The organism is Erwinia sp. 2186, assembly GCF_057812255.1.
Map to the genome: position 1 here is coordinate 426,931 of NZ_CM173824.1, position 19,429 is coordinate 446,359.

21 protein-coding genes are annotated in these 19,429 nt (G+C 58.0%); 16 read left to right on the plus strand and 5 right to left on the minus strand.

Annotated elements, in window-relative coordinates; all coding sequences use genetic code 11:
• The first annotated feature begins 20 nt into the window (after positions 1 to 20).
• Positions 21 to 431, plus strand: a complete 411-nt coding sequence (locus ACXKZG_RS01905; protein WP_013204174.1) for an OsmC family protein — start codon at positions 21 to 23, stop codon at positions 429 to 431.
• Positions 432 to 470: 39 nt separating this feature from the next.
• On the opposite strand, the gene ACXKZG_RS01910 is transcribed toward ACXKZG_RS01905, so the two are convergent.
• On the minus strand, positions 471 to 1,340 hold the full coding sequence (locus ACXKZG_RS01910; RefSeq protein WP_013204173.1) for a phosphoribulokinase: 870 nt from the start codon (positions 1,338 to 1,340) through the stop codon (positions 471 to 473).
• A gap of 178 nt (positions 1,341 to 1,518) precedes the next feature.
• Between ACXKZG_RS01910 and ACXKZG_RS01915 the strand changes: the two genes are divergently transcribed.
• Positions 1,519 to 2,316: a creatininase family protein gene (locus ACXKZG_RS01915; RefSeq protein ID WP_013204172.1), complete on the plus strand. Its 798-nt coding sequence runs from the start codon at positions 1,519 to 1,521 to the stop codon at positions 2,314 to 2,316.
• Positions 2,317 to 2,349: 33 nt separating this feature from the next.
• On the opposite strand, the gene ACXKZG_RS01920 is transcribed toward ACXKZG_RS01915, so the two are convergent.
• Complete coding sequence (locus ACXKZG_RS01920; protein ID WP_013204171.1) at positions 2,350 to 3,249, minus strand: LysR family transcriptional regulator; 900 nt, start codon at positions 3,247 to 3,249, stop codon at positions 2,350 to 2,352.
• 110 nt (positions 3,250 to 3,359) lie between these two features.
• Here ACXKZG_RS01920 and ACXKZG_RS01925 point away from each other — a divergent pair, with 110 nt between their 5' ends.
• The 7 genes from ACXKZG_RS01925 to ACXKZG_RS01955 are packed head-to-tail and all read left to right on the plus strand — an operon-like array spanning position 3,360 to position 10,552.
• Positions 3,360 to 4,367 (plus strand): BMP family protein, encoded by a 1,008-nt coding sequence (locus ACXKZG_RS01925; RefSeq protein ID WP_488875626.1) that lies wholly within the window; start codon positions 3,360 to 3,362, stop codon positions 4,365 to 4,367.
• A 16-nt stretch (positions 4,368 to 4,383) separates the two neighbouring features.
• Positions 4,384 to 5,934, plus strand: coding sequence for an ABC transporter ATP-binding protein (locus ACXKZG_RS01930; protein ID WP_488875627.1), 1,551 nt, complete (start codon positions 4,384 to 4,386; stop codon positions 5,932 to 5,934).
• Positions 5,918 to 7,030: an ABC transporter permease gene (locus tag ACXKZG_RS01935; RefSeq protein ID WP_041692143.1), complete on the plus strand. Its 1,113-nt coding sequence runs from the start codon at positions 5,918 to 5,920 to the stop codon at positions 7,028 to 7,030. The genes ACXKZG_RS01930 and ACXKZG_RS01935 overlap by 17 nt, the downstream gene beginning before the upstream one ends.
• The gene (locus tag ACXKZG_RS01940; protein ID WP_488875628.1) at positions 7,027 to 7,965 is read left to right on the plus strand and encodes an ABC transporter permease; all 939 of its coding nucleotides are present in this window, start codon (positions 7,027 to 7,029) and stop codon (positions 7,963 to 7,965) included. Before ACXKZG_RS01935 ends, ACXKZG_RS01940 begins: the two co-directional genes overlap by 4 nt.
• A gap of 3 nt (positions 7,966 to 7,968) precedes the next feature.
• A complete protein-coding gene (locus ACXKZG_RS01945; protein ID WP_053141563.1) occupies positions 7,969 to 8,391 on the plus strand; it encodes a cupin domain-containing protein in 423 nt (140 codons plus the stop codon).
• Position 8,392: 1 nt separating this feature from the next.
• Positions 8,393 to 9,157, plus strand: coding sequence for a cysteine hydrolase family protein (locus ACXKZG_RS01950; RefSeq protein WP_013204165.1), 765 nt, complete (start codon positions 8,393 to 8,395; stop codon positions 9,155 to 9,157).
• Positions 9,158 to 9,166: 9 nt separating this feature from the next.
• Entirely contained in the window at positions 9,167 to 10,552 is a 1,386-nt protein-coding gene (locus ACXKZG_RS01955) for an amidohydrolase family protein (RefSeq protein ID WP_488875629.1), read from the plus strand.
• On the opposite strand, the gene ACXKZG_RS01960 is transcribed toward ACXKZG_RS01955, so the two are convergent.
• Both ACXKZG_RS01960 and ACXKZG_RS01965 read right to left on the minus strand, forming a co-directional pair.
• A complete protein-coding gene (locus ACXKZG_RS01960; RefSeq protein ID WP_151036428.1) occupies positions 10,549 to 10,767 on the minus strand; it encodes a YheU family protein in 219 nt (72 codons plus the stop codon). The two genes, ACXKZG_RS01955 and ACXKZG_RS01960, sit on opposite strands and share 4 nt — an antisense overlap.
• 1 nt (position 10,768) lies before the next feature.
• Positions 10,769 to 11,761: a hydrolase gene (locus tag ACXKZG_RS01965; RefSeq protein WP_013204162.1), complete on the minus strand. Its 993-nt coding sequence runs from the start codon at positions 11,759 to 11,761 to the stop codon at positions 10,769 to 10,771.
• Between the two features lie 85 nt (positions 11,762 to 11,846).
• Between ACXKZG_RS01965 and ACXKZG_RS01970 the strand changes: the two genes are divergently transcribed.
• The 5 genes from ACXKZG_RS01970 (at position 11,847) to tauD (ending at position 16,105) form a co-directional block, all read left to right on the plus strand.
• Complete coding sequence (locus ACXKZG_RS01970) at positions 11,847 to 12,449, plus strand: LysE family translocator (RefSeq protein ID WP_013204161.1); 603 nt, start codon at positions 11,847 to 11,849, stop codon at positions 12,447 to 12,449.
• Between the two features lie 223 nt (positions 12,450 to 12,672).
• Positions 12,673 to 13,653 (plus strand): taurine ABC transporter substrate-binding protein, encoded by a 981-nt coding sequence (gene tauA, locus ACXKZG_RS01975; RefSeq protein WP_013204160.1) that lies wholly within the window; start codon positions 12,673 to 12,675, stop codon positions 13,651 to 13,653.
• Positions 13,654 to 13,662: 9 nt separating this feature from the next.
• Complete coding sequence (gene tauB / locus ACXKZG_RS01980; protein WP_013204159.1) at positions 13,663 to 14,430, plus strand: taurine ABC transporter ATP-binding subunit; 768 nt, start codon at positions 13,663 to 13,665, stop codon at positions 14,428 to 14,430.
• The gene (gene tauC, locus ACXKZG_RS01985) at positions 14,427 to 15,254 is read left to right on the plus strand and encodes a taurine ABC transporter permease TauC (protein ID WP_488875630.1); all 828 of its coding nucleotides are present in this window, start codon (positions 14,427 to 14,429) and stop codon (positions 15,252 to 15,254) included. The genes tauB and tauC overlap by 4 nt, the downstream gene beginning before the upstream one ends.
• Positions 15,251 to 16,105: a taurine dioxygenase gene (gene tauD, locus ACXKZG_RS01990; protein ID WP_105760332.1), complete on the plus strand. Its 855-nt coding sequence runs from the start codon at positions 15,251 to 15,253 to the stop codon at positions 16,103 to 16,105. Before tauC ends, tauD begins: the two co-directional genes overlap by 4 nt.
• Before the next feature lie 10 nt (positions 16,106 to 16,115).
• On the opposite strand, the gene ACXKZG_RS01995 is transcribed toward tauD, so the two are convergent.
• Entirely contained in the window at positions 16,116 to 16,841 is a 726-nt protein-coding gene (locus ACXKZG_RS01995) for an NUDIX hydrolase (protein WP_488875631.1), read from the minus strand.
• Positions 16,842 to 17,055: 214 nt separating this feature from the next.
• Here ACXKZG_RS01995 and prs point away from each other — a divergent pair, with 214 nt between their 5' ends.
• Together prs and ACXKZG_RS02005 are read left to right on the plus strand one after the other, a co-directional pair.
• On the plus strand, positions 17,056 to 17,931 hold the full coding sequence (gene prs / locus ACXKZG_RS02000) for a ribose-phosphate diphosphokinase (protein WP_488875632.1): 876 nt from the start codon (positions 17,056 to 17,058) through the stop codon (positions 17,929 to 17,931).
• Positions 17,921 to 19,408 (plus strand): nicotinate phosphoribosyltransferase, encoded by a 1,488-nt coding sequence (locus tag ACXKZG_RS02005; RefSeq protein ID WP_471720896.1) that lies wholly within the window; start codon positions 17,921 to 17,923, stop codon positions 19,406 to 19,408. The genes prs and ACXKZG_RS02005 overlap by 11 nt, the downstream gene beginning before the upstream one ends.
• Positions 19,409 to 19,429: the final 21 nt, after the last annotated feature.

Here is a 19,429-nt window from a genome sequence, read left to right on the forward strand (position 1 = left end):
ATGAATTAGAGGAAATTGTTATGCAGGCTCGAGTCAAGTGGGTTGAAGGGTTAACGTTTTTGGGAGAATCCTCATCCGGGCATCAGGTTCTGATGGACGGAAATGCGGGCGATAAAGCCCCGAGCCCGATGGAGATGGTGTTGATGGCCGCGGGCGGATGCAGCGCAATCGACGTGGTTTCCATTCTGCAGAAGGGCCGCCACGACGTAAAGGATTGCGAAGTGAAGCTCAGCTCCGAACGCCGTGAAGAGGCCCCGCGCCTGTTCACCCACATCAATCTGCACTTTATCGTCACCGGCGTGGCCTTAGGCGATAAAGCGGTGTCGCGTGCCGTCGATCTCTCCGCGGAGAAATATTGCTCGGTGGCACTGATGCTGGGCAAGGGCGTGGAAATCACCCACAGCTATGAAGTGATTGAGTTACCGGCGTAAGTCATCCCATCAAAGCCCTAAGCCCCGTGCCCGCGGGGCTTACTCTATTTTCTTACCCTGGATCAGACGCTTCACCAGCGGCCCCATAATCAGCTCCATCGCCAGCCCCATCTTGCCGCCCGGCACCACCAGCGTATTAATGTGCGAGATAAAGGATCCCTGCAGCATCGACAGCAAATACGGGAAGTCGATATCTTCCAGCGCCTGGAAATGGATCACCACAAAGCTTTCATCCAGCGACGGGATACCGCGCGCCGCGAACGGGTTAGAGGTATCCACCGTCGGCACACGCTGGAAGTTAATGTGCGTGCGGGAGAACTGCGGCGTAATAAAGTTGATGTAATCCTCCATGGATCGCACCACCGAATCCATCACCGCTTCGCGTGAGTGGCCGCGTTCGCTGGTATCGCGCACCAGTTTCTGGATCCACTCCAGGTTCACGATCGGTACCACGCCAACCAGCAAATCAACCTGCTGCGAGACATTGTTCTGCGGCGTCACCACGCCGCCATGCAGCCCTTCATAAAACAGCACGTCGGTCGGTTCCGGCAGGGGTTGCCACGGCGTAAAGGTTCCCGGAACCTGATTCCAGGGGACCGCTTCATCATAGGTGTGCAGATATTTGCGGGATTTGCCGCTGCCTGACCGGCCATATTCCGCGAAGGTCTGTTCGAGCAGGGCGAAGTCATTGGCTTCCGGGCCGAAATAGCTGATATGGCGGCCCATATCGCGCGCTTTACGGATCGCCATATCCATTTCAGGACGGGTATAACGGTGAAAGCTGTCGCCTTCGACTTCGGCGGCATGCAGATTCAGCTGCTGGAAAATTTTTCTGAAGGCCAGGCTGGTGGTGGTGGTTCCCGCCCCGCTGGAGCCGGTGACGGCAATAACCGGATGTTTGGCTGACATGCGCATACCTCCCTGAGTAAAGTCACATCGATCACGCATTGGTACCATGTTTCGCGCACGGGTGTCATCTTTGCCACTCTCTGATGCCAAAAAAGCAACGCTGCGCCGCATTTTTGCTGCTTCAATTCGGCCACGAATATCCGCAGACTGACAAAAATGATGCAGGAGAAGGTGCCAGATGAATATGCCGTCGTCACGCTGGTGGTGGGATCTTTCCACCCGAGAATTCAGTGAGCTGGACATGGATAAAGTGATCGCGGTGCTGCCGATTGGCGCCGTCGAGCAGCATGGTCCGCACCTGCCGGTCCGGGTGGATGCCGCCATCAACGCGGGCATTATTGCGCGCGCGGTCGAGTTAATGCCGGCGGATTTGCCGGTACTGATCCTCCCGGCGCTGCCGGTGGGGAAATCCGATGAGCACCTCAATTTTCCCGGCACCTTAACCCTTCCTTATGAGGTGTTGGGTAAAGTCTGGTTTGAGGTGGCGAAAAGCGCCTGGCGTGCCGGGATCCGTAAACTGATTTTCTGGAATTCCCATGGTGGGCAACCGCAGCTGATGGAAATCGTCTGTCGCCAGCTGCGCATCGAACTCGACCTGTTTGCGGTCGGCGCCAGCTGGTTCCGCACCATTGATTCTTCCGACCTGTTTAGCGCGGAGGAGTTACAGCACGGCATTCACGGCGGGGAATCCGAAACCAGCGTGATGCTGCATCTGCACCCGGATTTGGTGCAGATGGACTATGCGCAGAACTTTGTTTCCGCCTCGGTGGCGCTGGCGGAAACGGGCGGTATTCTGACCCCGGAAGGCGGCGTCGGCTTTGGCTGGATGGCGGAAGATCTGCATCCGTCCGGCACCACCGGCAATGCGGCGGCGGCAGATGCTGAACGCGGTAAGATTGAAACCGATCGGGCGGCTGAGGCCCTGATCCGGCTGATTGAGGAAGTGCAGGCTTATCAACCTCCTTTCCAGCGCTAAAGATCCACGGGCGTTGTCTTCGCGGCAACGCCGTTACGCCATCTGTCCCATCATCACTTTGATGGTTTCTGCCAGCACGCTGCCGATCGCGCTGGTGCCCCGGTCGTGACCAATCAGCATCAGCGTTTGTGCCTGCTGTGACAGTTCACGTACCGGGATATACATCAAACGCCCGCTGCGCAGATCGAATTCGATATCAAACGGCGTTAAAAAGGTCAGCGCCTGATCGAACATCGCCGCCTGGCGCATCACTTCGATTGAGTTGGTTTCAATCACCGGATGCACGGTGACCATCGCCCGGGCAAAAAGCTCATTCAGATACGGGCGGATCACCATCGACTTATCGGCAATCACCAGCGGATGAGGCACGCAGTCGCTGAGCCTCAGGCTGGTTTTATCGGCCAGCGGATGGCCGGGAGCAACCACCGCACCCAGTCTGCCGACGGCGCTGCCCAGCATGCGCAACGAGGGCGGCAGGTCAAAATCGAACCCCAGCCCGAGGTCGGCCTCACCGGATCCCACCGCGGCGGTAATGTCGTCGCCGGTGGTCATCTGCCGGAGGATCAGTTTCACCCGCGGATTTGCCCGGCGAAATTCAGCGGCCATTCGCGGGATCAAATTGGCGGCCAGCCCGCTCATCATCGCCACCGTCACTTCGCCTCGCCGTAATCCCTTCAGCTCTTCAATCTTAATCTGCGCCCATTCCAGCTCTTTAAAGGTCTGCCGCACATGGTGGATCAACACTTCCCCCGCCGCGGTTAACACCATTTTACGCGGCAAGCGCTGAAACAGCGGCGTGCCCAGTTCTTCCTCCAGCGCGAGGATCTGGCGGTTGATTGCCGACGCTGAGATATGCAGCCGACCTGCGGCTTTGCGGATCGATCCGCAGCGCGCCACTTCATCCAGGTAGGTCCAGAGCCGGTGTTGCAACATGCAAAACTCCTGCGTTGCCTTTAAGGCATCAATGAGTACGAAAATATGTGCTTTTAAGGTAACGAAAATCGCGGCATAACTGAACAATCTTCAGTTGAGGGGGCAAAAAAATGGCAGGTGTAAGTCGCAGGGGATTTGCAAAAATGCTGGCGGGTGCGGTGATGTTACCGGCTCTGGCGCCGTTACTTTCGAAGCGTGCAATGGCGGCCGATAAAAGCATTAAGATCGCGTTGTTATTACCCGGCTCCGTCGCCGATGGCGGCTGGAGCATGCTCGCTTATCAGGGATTACAGGCCCTGAAAAAAGAGGGCTTCACCGTTGCCTGGAGCGAAAGCGTGCCGCAGGCGCAGATGGAACAGACTATCCGCGGTTATGCCGACGACGGCTATTCGCTGATTATCGGACACAGCTTCGAATACGGCTCGGCCTTTGCTGAAGTCGGCCCTGATTATCCGGACACCTATTTCTTTGCGTCGACCTTCAAGCCAGACAGCAAAGCACCTGCCAACGTTGAGTACGTCAATCTGGCCTACCTGCAGTCGGCTTATGCTGCCGGCGCGCTGGCGGCGCTGATTTCCGATAAGGGCAAGGCGGTGGGCTTTGTCGGCGGCGGGGATAACCCGACGCAGCAGGCGATGATGCGGGCGTTTATTGCCGGCGCGGAGAAAACGCGTCCGGGAGTAAAAGGCCTGGGCGTGGTAACCGGCGATTATGACAATGCGGCCAAAGGTCGGGAAGCGGCCACCACCCTGATCGGCAACGGTGCGGATGTGATTTGGCATACCGCCGATGTGACCGGCTTAGGGGCGCTGCAAGGCGCGGCGGCGGCGAAGGTCAAGGCCATCGGCTGTTATGCCGATCAGAAGGACGTGGCGCCGGCGTATATCGCCTGCAGCCTGAAGCAGAACCTTGACTGGATGGTAGAAGAAGTCGGCCACTCGGTCGCCAGTAAACGCTTTATGGGCGGCAAAGAGTGGTCGCCAACGGTCGCCAAAGCCTGGTCGGTGGTTTACGGCAGCGAGCCATACAACAGCAAGCTGGTCAGCGCCGAGGCCTGGCAGACGTTTACCGCCATCTGGCAGCAGCTGGATAACGGCAGCATCGTTCCTAACGTGTGAGCAAAGGATTTTTGATATGGCATCAACTCCGTCAGTCCGTGTCGCGCTCAATAAGGTCACCAAGCGTTTTGCGCGCGTCACGGCCAATGATTGTGTGACGATGCAGGTGGCTTCCGGGGAAATTCATGCGCTGCTCGGTGAGAACGGCGCCGGGAAAAGTACCCTGATGCAGATCCTCTATGGCCTGTATCAGCCCGATGAAGGCGAGATCGTTATCGAAGGTAAGCCGGTGACGTTGCGCGATCCGGGTGATGCCATTGCCTGTGGCATCGGCATGGTCCATCAGGAATTTATGCTGGTGCAGCCGATGACCGTGGTGGAAAACGTGATCCTCGGACTGAAAGAGACCCGCAGCGGTCGGCTGGATTTACGCACGGCGGCGGCGCGTTTGCAGACCTTGTCGGATCGTCATGGTCTGGCGGTCGATCCCTGGGCGAAGGTGCAGCATCTGCCGATTGGCGTGCAGCAGCGGGTTGAAATCCTCAAGCTGCTGTATCGCGATGCCCAGGTGTTGATCCTCGATGAACCCACCGCGGTGCTGACACCGCAGGAAAAAGAAGGGCTGTTTGCCACGCTGAAATCACTGCGTGCCGAAGGGCGCTCGGTAATCATTGTGACGCACAAACTGTATGAAATTATGGCGATAGCCGATCGCGTCTCGGTGATGCGCGGCGGCAAGATGATCGATACCGTGGCGGTCAGCGAGACGTCGGAAACCGATCTTGCCCGGCGCATGGTGGGACGAGATGTGGTGCTGAGGGTGAATAAATCGCCCTGTCGGCCGGGAAAAGAGGTGCTGCACGTCGACAATATCGCGGTGCGGGACGAATCCGGTCAGCAAAAAATCTGGCGAGCCTCGCTGAAGGTGGCCGCCGGTGAAATTTTAGGCATTGCCGGTGTCGACGGTAATGGGCAGTCCGAACTGGCTGAAGCGTTACTGAATCTGCGCGAAGTGGAAGCCGGGCGCATCTGGCTGGGAGGCGAAGATATCACCGGGCTGTCTCCTGCCGGGCGACGCGCGAAGGGCATGGGTTTTATCCCCGCCGATCGTCGGGGCGTCGGATCGGTGACCTCGCTGTCGATTGCGGATAACGCCATGTTAGGCGCGCAGCAAACCTTTACCCATGCTCGCGGCTGGCTGCTCGACCGCAAGAAAATTGCGCGGCACGCACGGGCGATCGTCAATCATTTCAAGGTCCGCACCCCGGATACCGACTTCGAAGCCGGAAAACTGTCCGGCGGCAATCTGCAAAAACTGATCCTCGGTCGCGAAGTGGCCCGTAAACCGCAGTTACTGGTGGTGGAACAGCCGACGCGAGGACTGGACGTCGGCGCGGTGGAAGCGGTCTGGCAGGCGCTGCTGGCCGCACGCGACAGCGGCTGCGCTATCGTGATGATTTCGGCCGAGCTGGAAGAGATCCTCAACCTGTCTGACCGGGTGGCGGTGATGTACAGCGGGCAAATCGCCGGGATCCTCGATGCCTCAGACGCCACGGCCGAAAAGCTCGGCGAACTGATGGCCGGTGGCAAACTTGTTTCAGGAGCCGACAATGACCAGGCTGCTTGAAAAACGACTGGCACCCGCCGACTCCTCAACCGCCATTGCCATCACCACCTCCGGCGCCATGCTGGTGGCCTTTTTCCTCGCCGGACTGCTGTTTATCCCTTTCGGCGGCAATCCACTCAGCGCCTATGGCTTTTTATTCAGCGAAGCGTTCGGCTCGGTGCGTGGCATCGGGCAGACGCTGGTGCAGGCCACACCGTTGATCCTGATTGCGCTCGGGACGATTGTGATCTGGCGCGCGGGGCTCGGCTACATCGGCTTTGAAGGCTGCTTTTTAGTGGGCGCCGCGGCGGCGAGTTGGGTGGCGTTAGCCGGCACGCCGCAGGGCTTGCCGTGGAGTTTGCCGGACTGGGCTTACTGGCCCGCCGTTATCGTGGCGGCTTTTGTCGCCGGTTCGCTGTGGGCCGGCTGGGTGGGATATCTGCGGGTACGGTTTGGCGGCAACGATGTGCTGATCTCGCTGATGGCGAACTATGTCGCCATTTTCCTGATCCAGTATCTGGTCTCCGGACCGATGCGGGCGATGGGCGATCTGCCGCAAACGCCGCGTCTGCCGAAAGAGAGCTGGTTGCCGTTTATTATGGACGGTATGCGGGCGCACTGGGGATTAGGCATCGCGCTTATCGCCACGCTGTACGTCTGGTGGCTGATCCGGGCGACGCCGGCGGGCTTTGAAATCATTGTCAGCGGACTCAATCCCAAAGCCGCGCGCTACAGCGGCATTGATGTTGCCAGCCGTCAAATGAAGGCGGTGCTGTTGGGCGGTGGACTGGCCGCACTGGCGGGACTGTGTGCGGTGTTGGGTGTGCAGCATCGTCTGATGGAAGGCTTATCGGGCGGCGTGGGATTTATCGGCGTGGTGGTGGCGTTGCTTGCCAGACTCAATCCGTTGCTGGTGATCCCAACCGCCATTTTGTATGGCGGGCTTGAGGTTGGCGGCAGCGCGATGCAACGCCAGACGGGCTTGCCCACCTCGGTGGTGCTTATCCTGCAAAGCCTGGTGGTTATCCTGATCCTCGCGGGCGATATCCTGCGCTATTACCGTCTGCGCTGGCCTGCTCGTTCGCCGCACTCTTCTCTGATGGAGGAGAAGTCATGACTGCACTGATGCATATCGATACGGCGTTTATTGTCACCTGGCTGGCGGCAGCGGTGCGCCTGGCCGGCCCGGTATTGCTGGCAGCCCTCGGCGAAATCTATGCTGAACGCTCGGGCGTGCTGAATATTGGCCTTGAAGGCACCATTTTGATGGGTGCGCTGGCCAGCTATATGACCGCCGTCTACAGCGGTTCTACCGCGCTGGGCTTTCTCGCCGGCGGCGTGGCCGGATTGGTGGTGGGGATGTTGCTGGCCGCGCTCTATTTACGGGCGCATGCCAGCCAGATCGTCATTGGCATCGTCTTTAACATCCTCGCCGGCGGCGTGGCAACCTGGACCTACTCGCTGGTGATGGGCGACAGCTCTTCGCCAACCATCGCCATGCTTAACGCCATCCATATTCCCGGTCTTTCCACGCTGCCGGGCATCGGGCCGGTGCTGTTCTCCCAGCCTCTGCCGCTGTATCTCACCTTATTGTTAGTCGGCATTGCGCACTATGGCCTGTTCCATACCCGGTTCGGCCTTTCGCTGCGTGCCGTCGGGGAAAACCCTCGGGCGGCGCATGCCGCGGGCCTCAACGTGCTGCGCATTCGCACCTGGGGCGTACTGCTCTCGTGTCTGGGCGCGGGCCTGGCGGGAAGCTATCTGGTCACCGCGCAGATTGGTCTGTTCCGCGACAATATTGTCAGCGGCCAGGGATTTATCGCGTTGGCCATCGTCATATTTGGCCGCTGGAGCCCGGTTAAAGCGCTGATTGCCGCCTGTATTTTTGGTGCGGCGGATGCGCTGCAACTGTCGCTTCAGCTGTTTGAAAGCAGCCTGCCGCCGCAGGTGCTGCTGGCGCTGCCTTATCTGTTGACGATCCTCGCCATGTCGGGCGTCGTTGGACGCACGGTGCAGCCTGCGGCGTTAACTCAACCCTATCGCAAGGAGTAATGGATGAAAAATTTCCGCCTGACTAACCCCGCGGAGGCTCAGGTCTTCCGCATCAGCCCGAAAGACACCAACTACTTTGCGGTGCTGTTCGACCAGCAGCAGGACGGTATTGAAAACATCTTCGTGGTGGAGATTTTTACCGTCGGCGGCGCAACGCCACCCAATGAACATGCCCATGCTCACGAGTTCTTCTACGTGCTGGAAGGTGAGGGCGTGGCGAGCTGCAATGGCGATGAGGTGACCATCGGCAAGGGCGATGCGCTGCTGCTGCATCCGGGTAATGAACATCTGATCCGCAATACCGGCAGCGGCAAGCTGTACACCCTGACCGTGATGACACCGAACGAAGGGTTTGCGGAACTGATCCGCAGCGGCCAGCCGATGGCGCTGGATGAAGAAGATTTGCGTGTATTAAGCGGGAGTTAATATGTCAGGACTGAATCCCCTGGGAAGTGCGGCGCACAACCAATGGCGCGTGTCGGCCAGCGAGGTCAACATGGTGCGGCCACCGGTTTCCTGCCATCCGGTTAGCCTGCTCAGCCGTGGCAGAGAAATCACCTTCGATTTGCAGCGCACCGCGCTGCTGGTGATTGATATGCAGAATGACTTTTGTCATCCCGAGGGTTGGCTGGGGCACATTGGCGTCGATGTGACGCCGGCGCGTGCGCCGATTGCACCGCTGCAATCCCTGTTGCCATCGCTGCGTGAAGCGGGTGTGCCGGTGGTCTGGCTTAACTGGGGAAACCGGCCCGACAAGCTCAATCTCAGCCCGGCGTTACTGCACGTCTATAACGGCGACGGCGCAAGCGTGGGGCTGGGCGATCCGCTGCCGGTATCGGGTGAACCGGTATTGCAGGAAGGAAGCTGGGCCGCCGAGGTCATCGATGAGTTAACGCCGGCAGTGGATGACATCCGCATCAGTAAATATCGCATGTCCGGCTTTAAGGACACCGTGTTGGACAGCGTGCTGCGCAATATGGGCATCACCACGCTGCTGTTTGCCGGCGTGAATGCCGATCAGTGCGTGCTCTGTACGCTGCAGGACGCCAATTTTCACGGCTACGACTGCCTGCTGTTGGAAGACTGCAGCGCGACCACGTCCCCGGCGTATTGCCTGGATGCCACGCTGTACAACGTGCAGCAATGTTTCGGTTTCGTCGTCAGTTCAGCCGAACTGCTGCCGCAGCTTTAAGGGGGCCTCTTGTCTTATATTCTTGCTGATGGCTGGATCATCACGATGAATCCCGACCGGGATATCTACCAGCAGGCCAGCCTGTTAATCAGCGGCGATCGCATTGCCGCCATCGGCTCGCGGGAAACGCTGCAGGCGGCGAACCCGGAAGCCGAGATCATTGATTGCCGTGACAGCATCATTATGCCCGGCATGGTGAACACCCATACGCATCTGTTCCAGACGCTGCTGAAGGGGCTGGGCGATGATATGGTGCTGAAAAAGTGGTTCACCTGCATGACCGGGCCGAGCGCCGTGGCGCTGACCGAAGAGGATGTTTTCGCCGCCGCGCTGCATGGCTGCGTGGAGTCCATCCGCTCGGGCGTGACCTCGCTGGTGGATTTTATGTATGCGCATCCACGGCCAGGCCTGACCGCCAAAGTGATTGAAGCCTTTGAGCTCAGCGGCATTCGTGGCCACGTCTGTCGGGGATTCCTCACCACCGGTGAAGAGCACGGCATTCCTGCCGAATTGATTGAAACCCCCGAAGCGGCGCTGGCCGATGCCCGCCAGGTGATCCACCGCTATCACCGTGCGGATGGGCGGGTCAAAGTCGGGTTGGCACCGAGTATGATTTGGGCGCTGGATGAGAAAGTCCTGCGCGGCACGCGGGCGCTGGCCAATGAAACCGGCGTGCTGATCACCACCCATGTGGCGGAAACCGACTTTGAGATTGCCCAGGCGCAGCTGCGTTTTCAGAGCAGCGATACGGAATTCCTCAGCGACATTGGCTTTCTCGGGCCGGATGTGCTGGCCGTTCATTGCGTGCAGTGCAGTTCGCGGGATATTCGCGCGCTGAAACATCACGATGTGCGGATTTCGCATAACCCGTGCAGCAATCTCTATCTGGCGTCCGGCATTCCGCCAATCCCGGAGATGCTGGCCGCCGGTCTGACCGTCGGGCTGGGTTCCGATGGCCCGGCCAGCAGTAACAACCACAGTTTGTTCCAGGCAATGAAAACCGCCGCGCTGATGCAGAAGGGCGTCCATCGCGATCCGACCATTATCACCGCTGAAAAAGTGCTGGAGATGGCGACCATTGACGGCGCGCGCGCCATCGGGCTGGACCATCTGGTGGGATCGCTTGAAGTGGGGAAAAAAGCCGATGTGATTGTTATCGGAACCGATCATCCGGCGATGACGCCGATCCATCATCCGGTTTCCGCGCTGGTGTACTCCGCGCTCGGACACGAAGTCACCGATGTGTTTATCGAGGGTGAAGCGGTGATGCGAGCCGGAAACCTGACGCGGGTCAATCAGCGTGACGTTCTGCTTCGTTCCCGCCTGGCCGCCGCGTCACTGGCTGCCAGAACCGGCATCGATCGACCCCGGCCATGGCGGTCTGCCGCGTTCTAACCGGTCACGGAACCTCGCGGCATAATATTGATCGTCTCGTGCAGTTCAGACCACACCAGCACCGCTTCGCCGCTGCTTAACTGGCGGCGAACATCCTTCACTTTTTGTTCCAGCGAGCGTTCCTGCTCACCGTAGTCGGTGCCTTCACGCAGGACAAATGATTCAATCAGGTTATCGAGGGTTTCAGCGTCGAGCTCTTTCCAGGGAATAATCACGTTAGTTGTCCAGCCAGGTTGAAAGCCATTGAGGAATGCGTTGCTCAAGCCACATTTGCGGGTTACGTAAGGTGCCGCAGACAAATCCTACATGGCCGCCATGTTCGGTCAGTTGGTAGGTCACTGAAGCAGGGAGCAGATCGGCCGCGGGGATCACCTCGCGGGTCATAAAGGGATCGTCTTTGGCGTGAATGATCAGCAGCGGTTTCGCCACGCCAGGCAATCGTGGCATCGCGCTGCAGCGGCGATAATAATCGGTCGCATCCTGAAAACCGTGCGCCCGGGCAGTAATGGCATCATCAAAATCCCGCAGTTTTTTCAGCGCCCGGAGTTCAGTCAGATCGATGGGCAAGGTGCCGGGCCAGGCAAGCAGTTTGCGTTCAGCGTTTTGCTTCAGCAGATTGAGCAGGTAGCGCTGATAAACGCGGGAAAATCCCTGCTCCAGTTTCTGGCTGCAGGGTTCCAGCATCAGCGGGGCCGATACCACCACCGCCGCATCCAGCAGGCAGTTTTTGCCCTGCTCGCCCATCAGGCAGGCCAGCATATTCCCGCCCAGCGAAAACCCAACCGCCGCGGTGGGAACCTGACCCCACTCTTCACGCAGCCAGTTAAGGAAGAAGGTGGCATCGCTGGTTTCGCCAGAGTGATAAATCCGGTTAAGGCGATTTGGCTCGCCGCTGCAGCCACGAAAATGCATCACCACACCCAACCAGCCTCGCGCTTTACAGCTTTCCAGCAGCCCGTGGGCATAGGGGCTGTGAAAGCTGCCTTCCAGACCGTGAAACAGCACCATCCGCGGTTTGTGTCTGGCACCCGCAGGGTCTTCACTCCACGCCAGATCGACAAAATCCGTGTCCGGCAACGTCAGGCGCTGCCAGTGAGGTTTTAAGGTAATCCGACGGCGAACCAGGCGCGGCAGAAGCGTTTGCAGGTGCGCATTGCTCATGCCGGTTAAGGGCTGAAAAGAGGCGGCTGCTGAGTGATTAAAATTCATGTTCAAAATGCTTGTAGGATCTCTGTCACATTGCTAGCTTCGACAAGTTCGTTTCTGGTCAGGGGGTGAGGAGCACCCGTTTCATATGGAACTGAGTTTGTTTTTATCGATGTTAGGCTTTTTATGGGTCGCTGCCATCACGCCAGGCCCTAATAATATGTTACTCACCGCCTCCGGCGCCAACTTTGGTTTTCTGCGCTCGCTGTGGTTGCTGATTGGCATCATGATCGGCATGCAGGTGATGCTGCTGATGGTGGCCTTTGGCATTGGTGGACTGATCCTGCTCTATCCTTCGCTGCATCTGGTGCTGAAAATTGGCGGCAGTGCCTATCTGCTGTGGCTGGCATGGAAAATCGCCAGCGCGAAGTACGAGAAACTGGACACCGAAACGGCACCCGCCGCGCCGATGCCGTTCTGGCAAGGCGGCCTGCTGCAGCTGATTAACCCGAAAGCCTGGCTGATGGCGCTGGGCGCAGTTGCCAGCTTTAGCCTCGCCGGTGAGGCCTACCGCGGTTCGGTGCTCGCCATCAGCGCCGGGATGGCGTTAGTGAATGTGGTTTCCGGCGTGATCTGGCTGGGCTTCGGCTCGCTGATTGGCCGTATTCTGCGCAGCCGCCGCGCGTGGACGATATTCAATGTCTTTATGGGGATCCTGACCGCGGCCTGCGTGCTGCTGATCTGGCATTAATTCCCCGCCCGGCAATATGAACCACCGGCAGGAATGGTGCTCTCAAGGGGCACTTTCTCTGCCGGTGGTTTTTTTATGGGCTATACCCGGATTCTGACTAAGAAACCCCGCATTTGATCTAAGGACAAAAGGTTATAACAGATAATTTCTAATTACTTTCTTGCAATGGTCACTGTCGGTTACAAAGGCGTTATTCAAACAATAACGTGCGGCGGAAGACATCATGGCAGGAAAATTCACTCTTACTCTTATTGCAGCATCACTCGGATTGTCGGCGCTTAGCGCTCAGGCGGTGGACGTCACTGTAGCCTATCAAACGTCTGCCGAACCGGCGAAAGTCGCTCAGGCTGACAACACCTTTGCCAAAGAGAGCGGGGCGAAAGTCGACTGGCGTAAATTCGACAGCGGCGCGAGCGTGGTGCGTGCGCTGGCTTCCGGCGATGTGCAGATTGGTAACATCGGCTCAAGCCCTCTGGCCGTAGCCGCCAGCCAGCAGGTACCGATCGAAGTTTTTCTGCTGGCCTCTCAGCTGGGTAACTCTGAAGCGATGGTGGTGAAAAACACCATCAAAACCCCGAAAGATTTGATCGGCAAACGCATCGCCGTGCCGTTTATCTCCACCACCCATTACAGCCTGCTGTCCGCGCTGAAGCATTGGGGCATCCGTCCCGATCAGCTGCAAATTATCAACCTGCAACCTCCCGCCATTATTGCTGCCTGGCAGCGTGGCGACATCGATGGCGCCTACGTCTGGGCACCTGCGGTTAACGAACTGGAAAAAACCGGCAAGGTGCTGACCGATTCCGATCAGGTCGGGAAATGGGGATCGCCAACGCTGGATGTCTGGGTGGTACGTAAAGATTTTGCGCAGAAACACCCGGAAGTGGTCACCGCCTTTGCCCGCAGCGCGCTCGCGGCACAGAAAGGCTATCTCGATAATCCCGAGCAGTGGCTGAAAGAAGGCGACAACCTGAGCAAACTGTCCCGTCTGAGCGGCGTGCCGGAACAACAGGTTCCCGGTCTGGTGAAAGGCAATACCTATCTCACCGCCCAGCAGCAGGTTGAACAACTCGGGAAGCCGGTCGATAAGGCGATTGTCGATACCGCTAAATTCCTGAAAGAGCAGGGTAAGGTGCCGCAGGCGGCCACCGATTACAGCGATTACGTTACCGATCGCTTCGTTAAACCTCTCGCGACGCAATAAGGAGTTCCCATGCTGACGGTCTCGCATCTTACGGCTCGCTATGAAGGGCATCTCGCACTGCAGGATATCAACCTGTCGATTGATTCTGGTGAGCTGCTGGTGGTGCTGGGACCTTCAGGCTGTGGCAAAACCACGTTGCTGAATCTGATTGCCGGTTTTCTGCCTGCCGAATCCGGCAGCATTATGCTGGATGGCAAGGCGGTCACCGGGCCGGGCGCTGAACGCGGCGTGGTGTTTCAACATGAAGGGCTGCTTCCGTGGCGCAACGTGCTGGATAACGTCGCTTTTGGCCTGCAGCTGGCCGGCGTCGAGAAAAACGCTCGCCGCGAGGTGGCTCGCCAGATGCTGAAGAAGGTTGGGCTGGAAGGCGCTGAAAAACGCTTTATCTGGCAGCTGTCCGGCGGCATGCGCCAGCGGGTGGGCATTGCCCGGGCGCTGACCGCCGACCCGCAGCTGTTGCTGCTGGATGAACCTTTCGGCGCGCTTGACGCCTTCACCCGCGAGCAGATGCAGGAACTGCTGCTGACCTTGTGGAAGGAGAGCGGCAAGAAGATCCTGCTGATCACTCACGATATCGAAGAAGCGGTGTTTCTTGCCAGTGAGCTGATCCTGCTATCGCCCGGACCGGGAAGGGTGATTGAACGACTGCCTCTCGACTTTGGCCGTCGTTATATCGCTGGCGAGTCCTGCCGATCCATCAAGTCCGATCCGGCGTTTATTGAGCGCAGAGAATACGTTTTAGGCCAGGTCTTCCAGCAACGCGAGGTGTTTTCATGAGCCTGTTATCCACCGAAAAAACCGTGCCACGCCGCGTGCGTCTGCGTTGGCCCTTTGGCCGCCAGATCACGCTGAGTGCGGCGACCTTGCTGGTGATCCTCGCGATTTGGTGGGGCGTCACGGCGCTGAAACTGATTGCGCCGCTGTTTCTGCCTGCGCCGCAGCAGGTGTTCCATCAGCTGCTGACCATTGCCAGTTCACAGGGGTTTATGGACGCCACGCTCTGGCAGCATCTGGCCGCCAGTCTGACCCGCATCCTGATCGCGCTGTTTGCCGCGGTGATTATCGGCGTGCCGGTAGGCATTCTGATGGGATTGAGTGCAACCGCTCGCGGCATTCTCGATCCGCTGATCGAACTTTATCGTCCGGTTCCGCCTCTGGCCTATCTGCCGCTGATGGTGATCTGGTTTGGCATTGGCGAGACCTCCAAAATCCTGCTGATCTACCTGGCCATTTTTGCCCCGGTGGCGATGTCAGCCCTGGCTGGGGTGAAAAGCGCCCAGCAGGTACGCATCCGCGCGGCCCAGTCGCTGGGCGGCAGCCGCTGGCAGGTGCTGTGGTTTGTGATTTTGCCTGGCGCACTGCCTGAAATCCTCACCGGTCTGCGCATTGGTTTGGGCGTGGGCTGGTCGACGCTGGTGGCCGCTGAGCTGATCGCCGCCACGCGTGGACTGGGCTTTATGGTGCAGTCCGCCGGAGAATTTTTAGCGACCGATGTGGTGCTGGCCGGCATTGCCGTCATCGCCCTGATCGCTTTCACCCTTGAGCTGGGGCTGCGCGCGCTTCAGCGCCGCTTAACCCCGTGGCACGGAGTACACTCATGAACGAACGTCTGACGATTACCGCGCTGGGCCCGAATATCGGCGCTCAGGTTTCCGACATCAACCTCAGCCGTCCGCTGAGCGATGCGCAATTCGAACAGCTTTATCATGCGCTGATCCGCCATCAGGTCTTATTCTTCCGCGATCAGCCGGTCACGCCTCAGCAGCAGCGTGCGCTGGCCACCCGCTTTGGCGACCTGCATATCCACCCGGTTTATCCTCACGCGCCGGGTGTGGAAGAGATTATCGTGCTGGATACCCATGACAATAATCCGCCGGACAACGATAACTGGCACACCGATGTGACCTTTATTGCCACGCCGCCGGCTGGCGCGATCCTTGCGGCCAAACAGCTGCCGGAAACGGGTGGCGATACGCTGTGGACCAGCGGCATTGCCGCGTATGAGGCGCTGTCTGAACCCTTTAAGGTGCTGCTGAGCGGATTACAGGCCGAGCATGACTTTACCAAGTCATTTCAGGAGTTTAAGCATCGTGGCAGTGAAGAGGAGCATGCGCGCTGGAAGCTGGCGGTCGAGAAGAACCCGCCGTTGCTGCATCCGGTGATCCGCACCCATCCGGTCAGCGGCAAGCCGGCGTTATTCGTCAACGAAGGCTTTACCACGCGCATTGTGGATGTCAGCCAGAAGGAGAGCGATGCGCTGCTGAACTTCCTGTTTGCCCATGTCACCAAACCGGAGTTTCAGGTCCGCTGGCGCTGGCAGGAGAACGATATTGCTATCTGGGATAACCGGGTCACGCAGCATTATGCTAACGCCGACTATCTGCCGCAGCGCAGGATCATGCATCGGGCCACCATCCTGGGTGACAAGCCTTTTTACCGCGCTGAACGCTGAGGGCTGTGAATTAGTCAGCGGCCATCAGGTTGCGCGAGAAGTTGCGGACATCGGCGCCCGCTTTCAGGCGATAGAGCTTCGCTTTTCGCGCACCGGTGGCCACGCTTTCGCCGGTTTCTTCGAACATCTCAGAAGCGTCAAACCGGCGGATCAGGCTTTTGCGCTGCACCGTTTGGCCAAGGATCGTTTCGGTGACATCCTGAAGCTGAGTCAACGTAAATGCTGCGGGCAGGCAGTACACCGGCAGCAAGGAATAGAGCGTCTTCTGCCGTAATCGCTGCAAAGCGGCGGCAATAATCTGCTGATGGTCAAAGGCAATATCTGACCTCGACGCCAGCTCTGCCACTGGCTGCCACTGCACATCACTGATGGCATCACTTTCCGACTGGCAATTCTCTGCCGCGATCAACGCATACCAGGCCGATGTCAGGCTCCAGCCGCGCGGATCCCTGTCGGGGCCGGAAAACGTTTCTAATTGCTCCAGCCAGGGCGGAATCACGCCCGTTTTCTCCTGCAACTTCCTCATTGCTGTGGCTCTGGTTGAGTCATCACGCGTTAAATCTATAAACCCACCCGGTAACCCCCAAAAACCTTGCTGCGGATGGTTGGCACGCTGCACCAGCAACACACAGAGTCGTTGGTCAAAGAGAGTAAACAAGACGCTGTCGACGGTGACAATGGGCGTGGGATAGCGGCTGGGATCATAGCCGGCCAGATACTGCTGTTCTGCTGTCATGGGATTGCCTGCGAAGAAGTGTCACAAAGACACATTATCAGTCTGCTGCGCGTCATTCAAATACCGCTGGGTGAATGATGTTTTAATCTGCATTAAATCAGATGGTTATGTGTTTATCACCCGAAATGGAAATCAAACGCTTGCTTAATAGTGTCTCATGGACAATTATATAAATGTCTCTCGGACATTAATCATAACTGAAAGGAGTCTGACAATGATGAAACTCTCATTAACCCTCGATGGACAGGAAACGGCATTCGATACCGGCCGCTTTCCTGATGGTGCGGTCTGGGCTCACCTGCTTCCGCCACTGCGCCCACGGGCAAACGTGCTGACGCTGCGGGCGACAGCAATGCAGAGCATGGACGATCTGATGCTTGTGGCGCAGTTACTGGATGCTGCTCGCCAACGCTACACCCTGACGTTAACGACCCTCGAACTGCCCTGGCTGCCTTATGCCCGTCAGGATCGCAACATGCGTGATGGCGACAGTTTCGCGTTGAAGGTCTTTGCTGGTTTCATCAATCAGTTGGGCTTTGACCGGGTGAAAGTGCTGGACCCGCACAGTGATGTGGCTGCAGGTGTCCTCGATCGCATGATGGCTATTCCACAACATCGTTGCCTGCAACATAGCCGCAGTCTGATGAGCAAACTGGAACAGGGAATGATGCTGATAGCGCCGGACGCTGGCGCGCTGAAAAAAATTCATGCGCTGGCTCAGCACGTCGGGGCCAGCGACTTTGGCATCCTGGCCAAGCACAGAGATATCACCAGCGGCAGGTTAAGTGGATTTGAACTGCTGAAAGGCGAGGTTGCGGGACGCGATGTGCTGATCGCCGATGACCTGTGTGATGCTGGCGGCACCTTTATCGGTTCGGCCGCCGTTCTGCGCGGGGCGGGAGCCCGCTCGGTCAGCCTGTATGTCACTCATGGCCTGTTTACTAAAGGGGTTGATCATCTGCTGAGTCAGGGCATTGACCATATCTGGACTACCACTTCCATTGCCGATCCGGCCATTGCGCAGCCGCATGTCGAGCTGATTAACAGCGATGCCATTTTCCACCGCGAAGGAGATAACCATGCAAACTAATCCGATTCTGGCCATTGATGGTTACAAGACCTCGCACCGTGAGCAATACCCGCTGGGCACCAACAAGGTCTATTCCAACTTCACGCCGCGCGGAAACCGCTTCTTCCATTCGCCGCTGGCCGACGACCGTCTGGTGTTCTTTGGCCTGCAGGGTTTTCTGCAGTGGTTCATGGTCGATCTGTTCAACGACAAGTTTTTCGCCCAGCCAGAAGAGGTGGTGGTGGATGAGTATCAACAGCTGATGGACAGCTACCTTGGAAAAGGCAGCGTCAGCGTTGATCATATTCGTGCGTTGCACCGCTTAGGCTATCTGCCGCTGGAGATCAAAAGTCTGGATGAAGGCAGCAAAGTGCCGATGAAAATTCCGGTGCTGACCATCACCAACACGGTTGATGAATTTTTCTGGCTGGTCAATTACCTGGAAAGCGTGATGTCGGCGGAGTTATGGAAATCGTCCACCAATGCCACCGTCGCCAGCCATTACCGACAGATTTGCCAACTGTGGGCGGACCGGACCTGTGACGATAACAGCCATATCGATTTTCAGTGCCACGACTTCTCCTTCCGGGGAATGTCAGGCTTGCATGATGCCGCACAGGCGGGTGTCGGGCATCTGCTGAGCTTTACCGGCACCGACAGTTTGCCTTCCATTCTGTATGCCCGCCGTTACTACACGCCGGCCAAAGATTACTTTATCGCCGGCAGCATTCCGGCCACCGAGCACAGCGTGATGTGCATGGGAGAAGAGCAGGGCGAAATCGCCACCTTCCGCCGACTGATTACCGAGCTTTACCCGCAGGGATTTGTCTCTGTGGTGTCGGATACCTGGGATTACTGGAAAGTGCTGACCGAATACAGCCGCGAGCTGCGGCCGGAGATTATGGCGCGTGAGGGGCGTCTGGTGTTTCGCCCGGACAGCGGTAACCCGGTGGAAATCTTATGTGGAACGGGTGATGATCAGGCGACGGATCCCGCGCGAACCGCCCAGCAAAAAGGCTCTGTTGAAGTGTTATGGGAAATCTTTGGCGGTACGGTGAACAGCAAGGGCTACAAAGTGCTGGATCCGCATGTGGGGCTGATTTATGGCGACTCGATTACGCTGGAACGCGCGAATGAGATCCTCAGCCGTCTGGAAGCCAAAGGCTTTGCCAGCAGTAACGTGGTGTTTGGGGTCGGCTCTTACACCTACCAGTACAACACCCGGGACACCTTCGGCTTTGCGATGAAAGCGACTTACGGCGAAGTGAATGGCGTTGGGCGTGAAATCTTTAAGCAGCCTAAAACCGACAGCGGCATGAAGAATTCAGCGCGTGGCTTGTTGCGGGTCGATCGGAATGCCGCCGGGGAATTAACGCTTAAAGATGGGCAAAACTGGGCGCAGGAGCGCGGCGGGGAACTGAAAACGCGTTTTCTCAATGGCAAGCTATTGAATACTGAGGATCTTGCGACGCTGCGTCAGCGTCTGGCCGCACAGTAAATCAGGAAAGCGTCAGAGGTG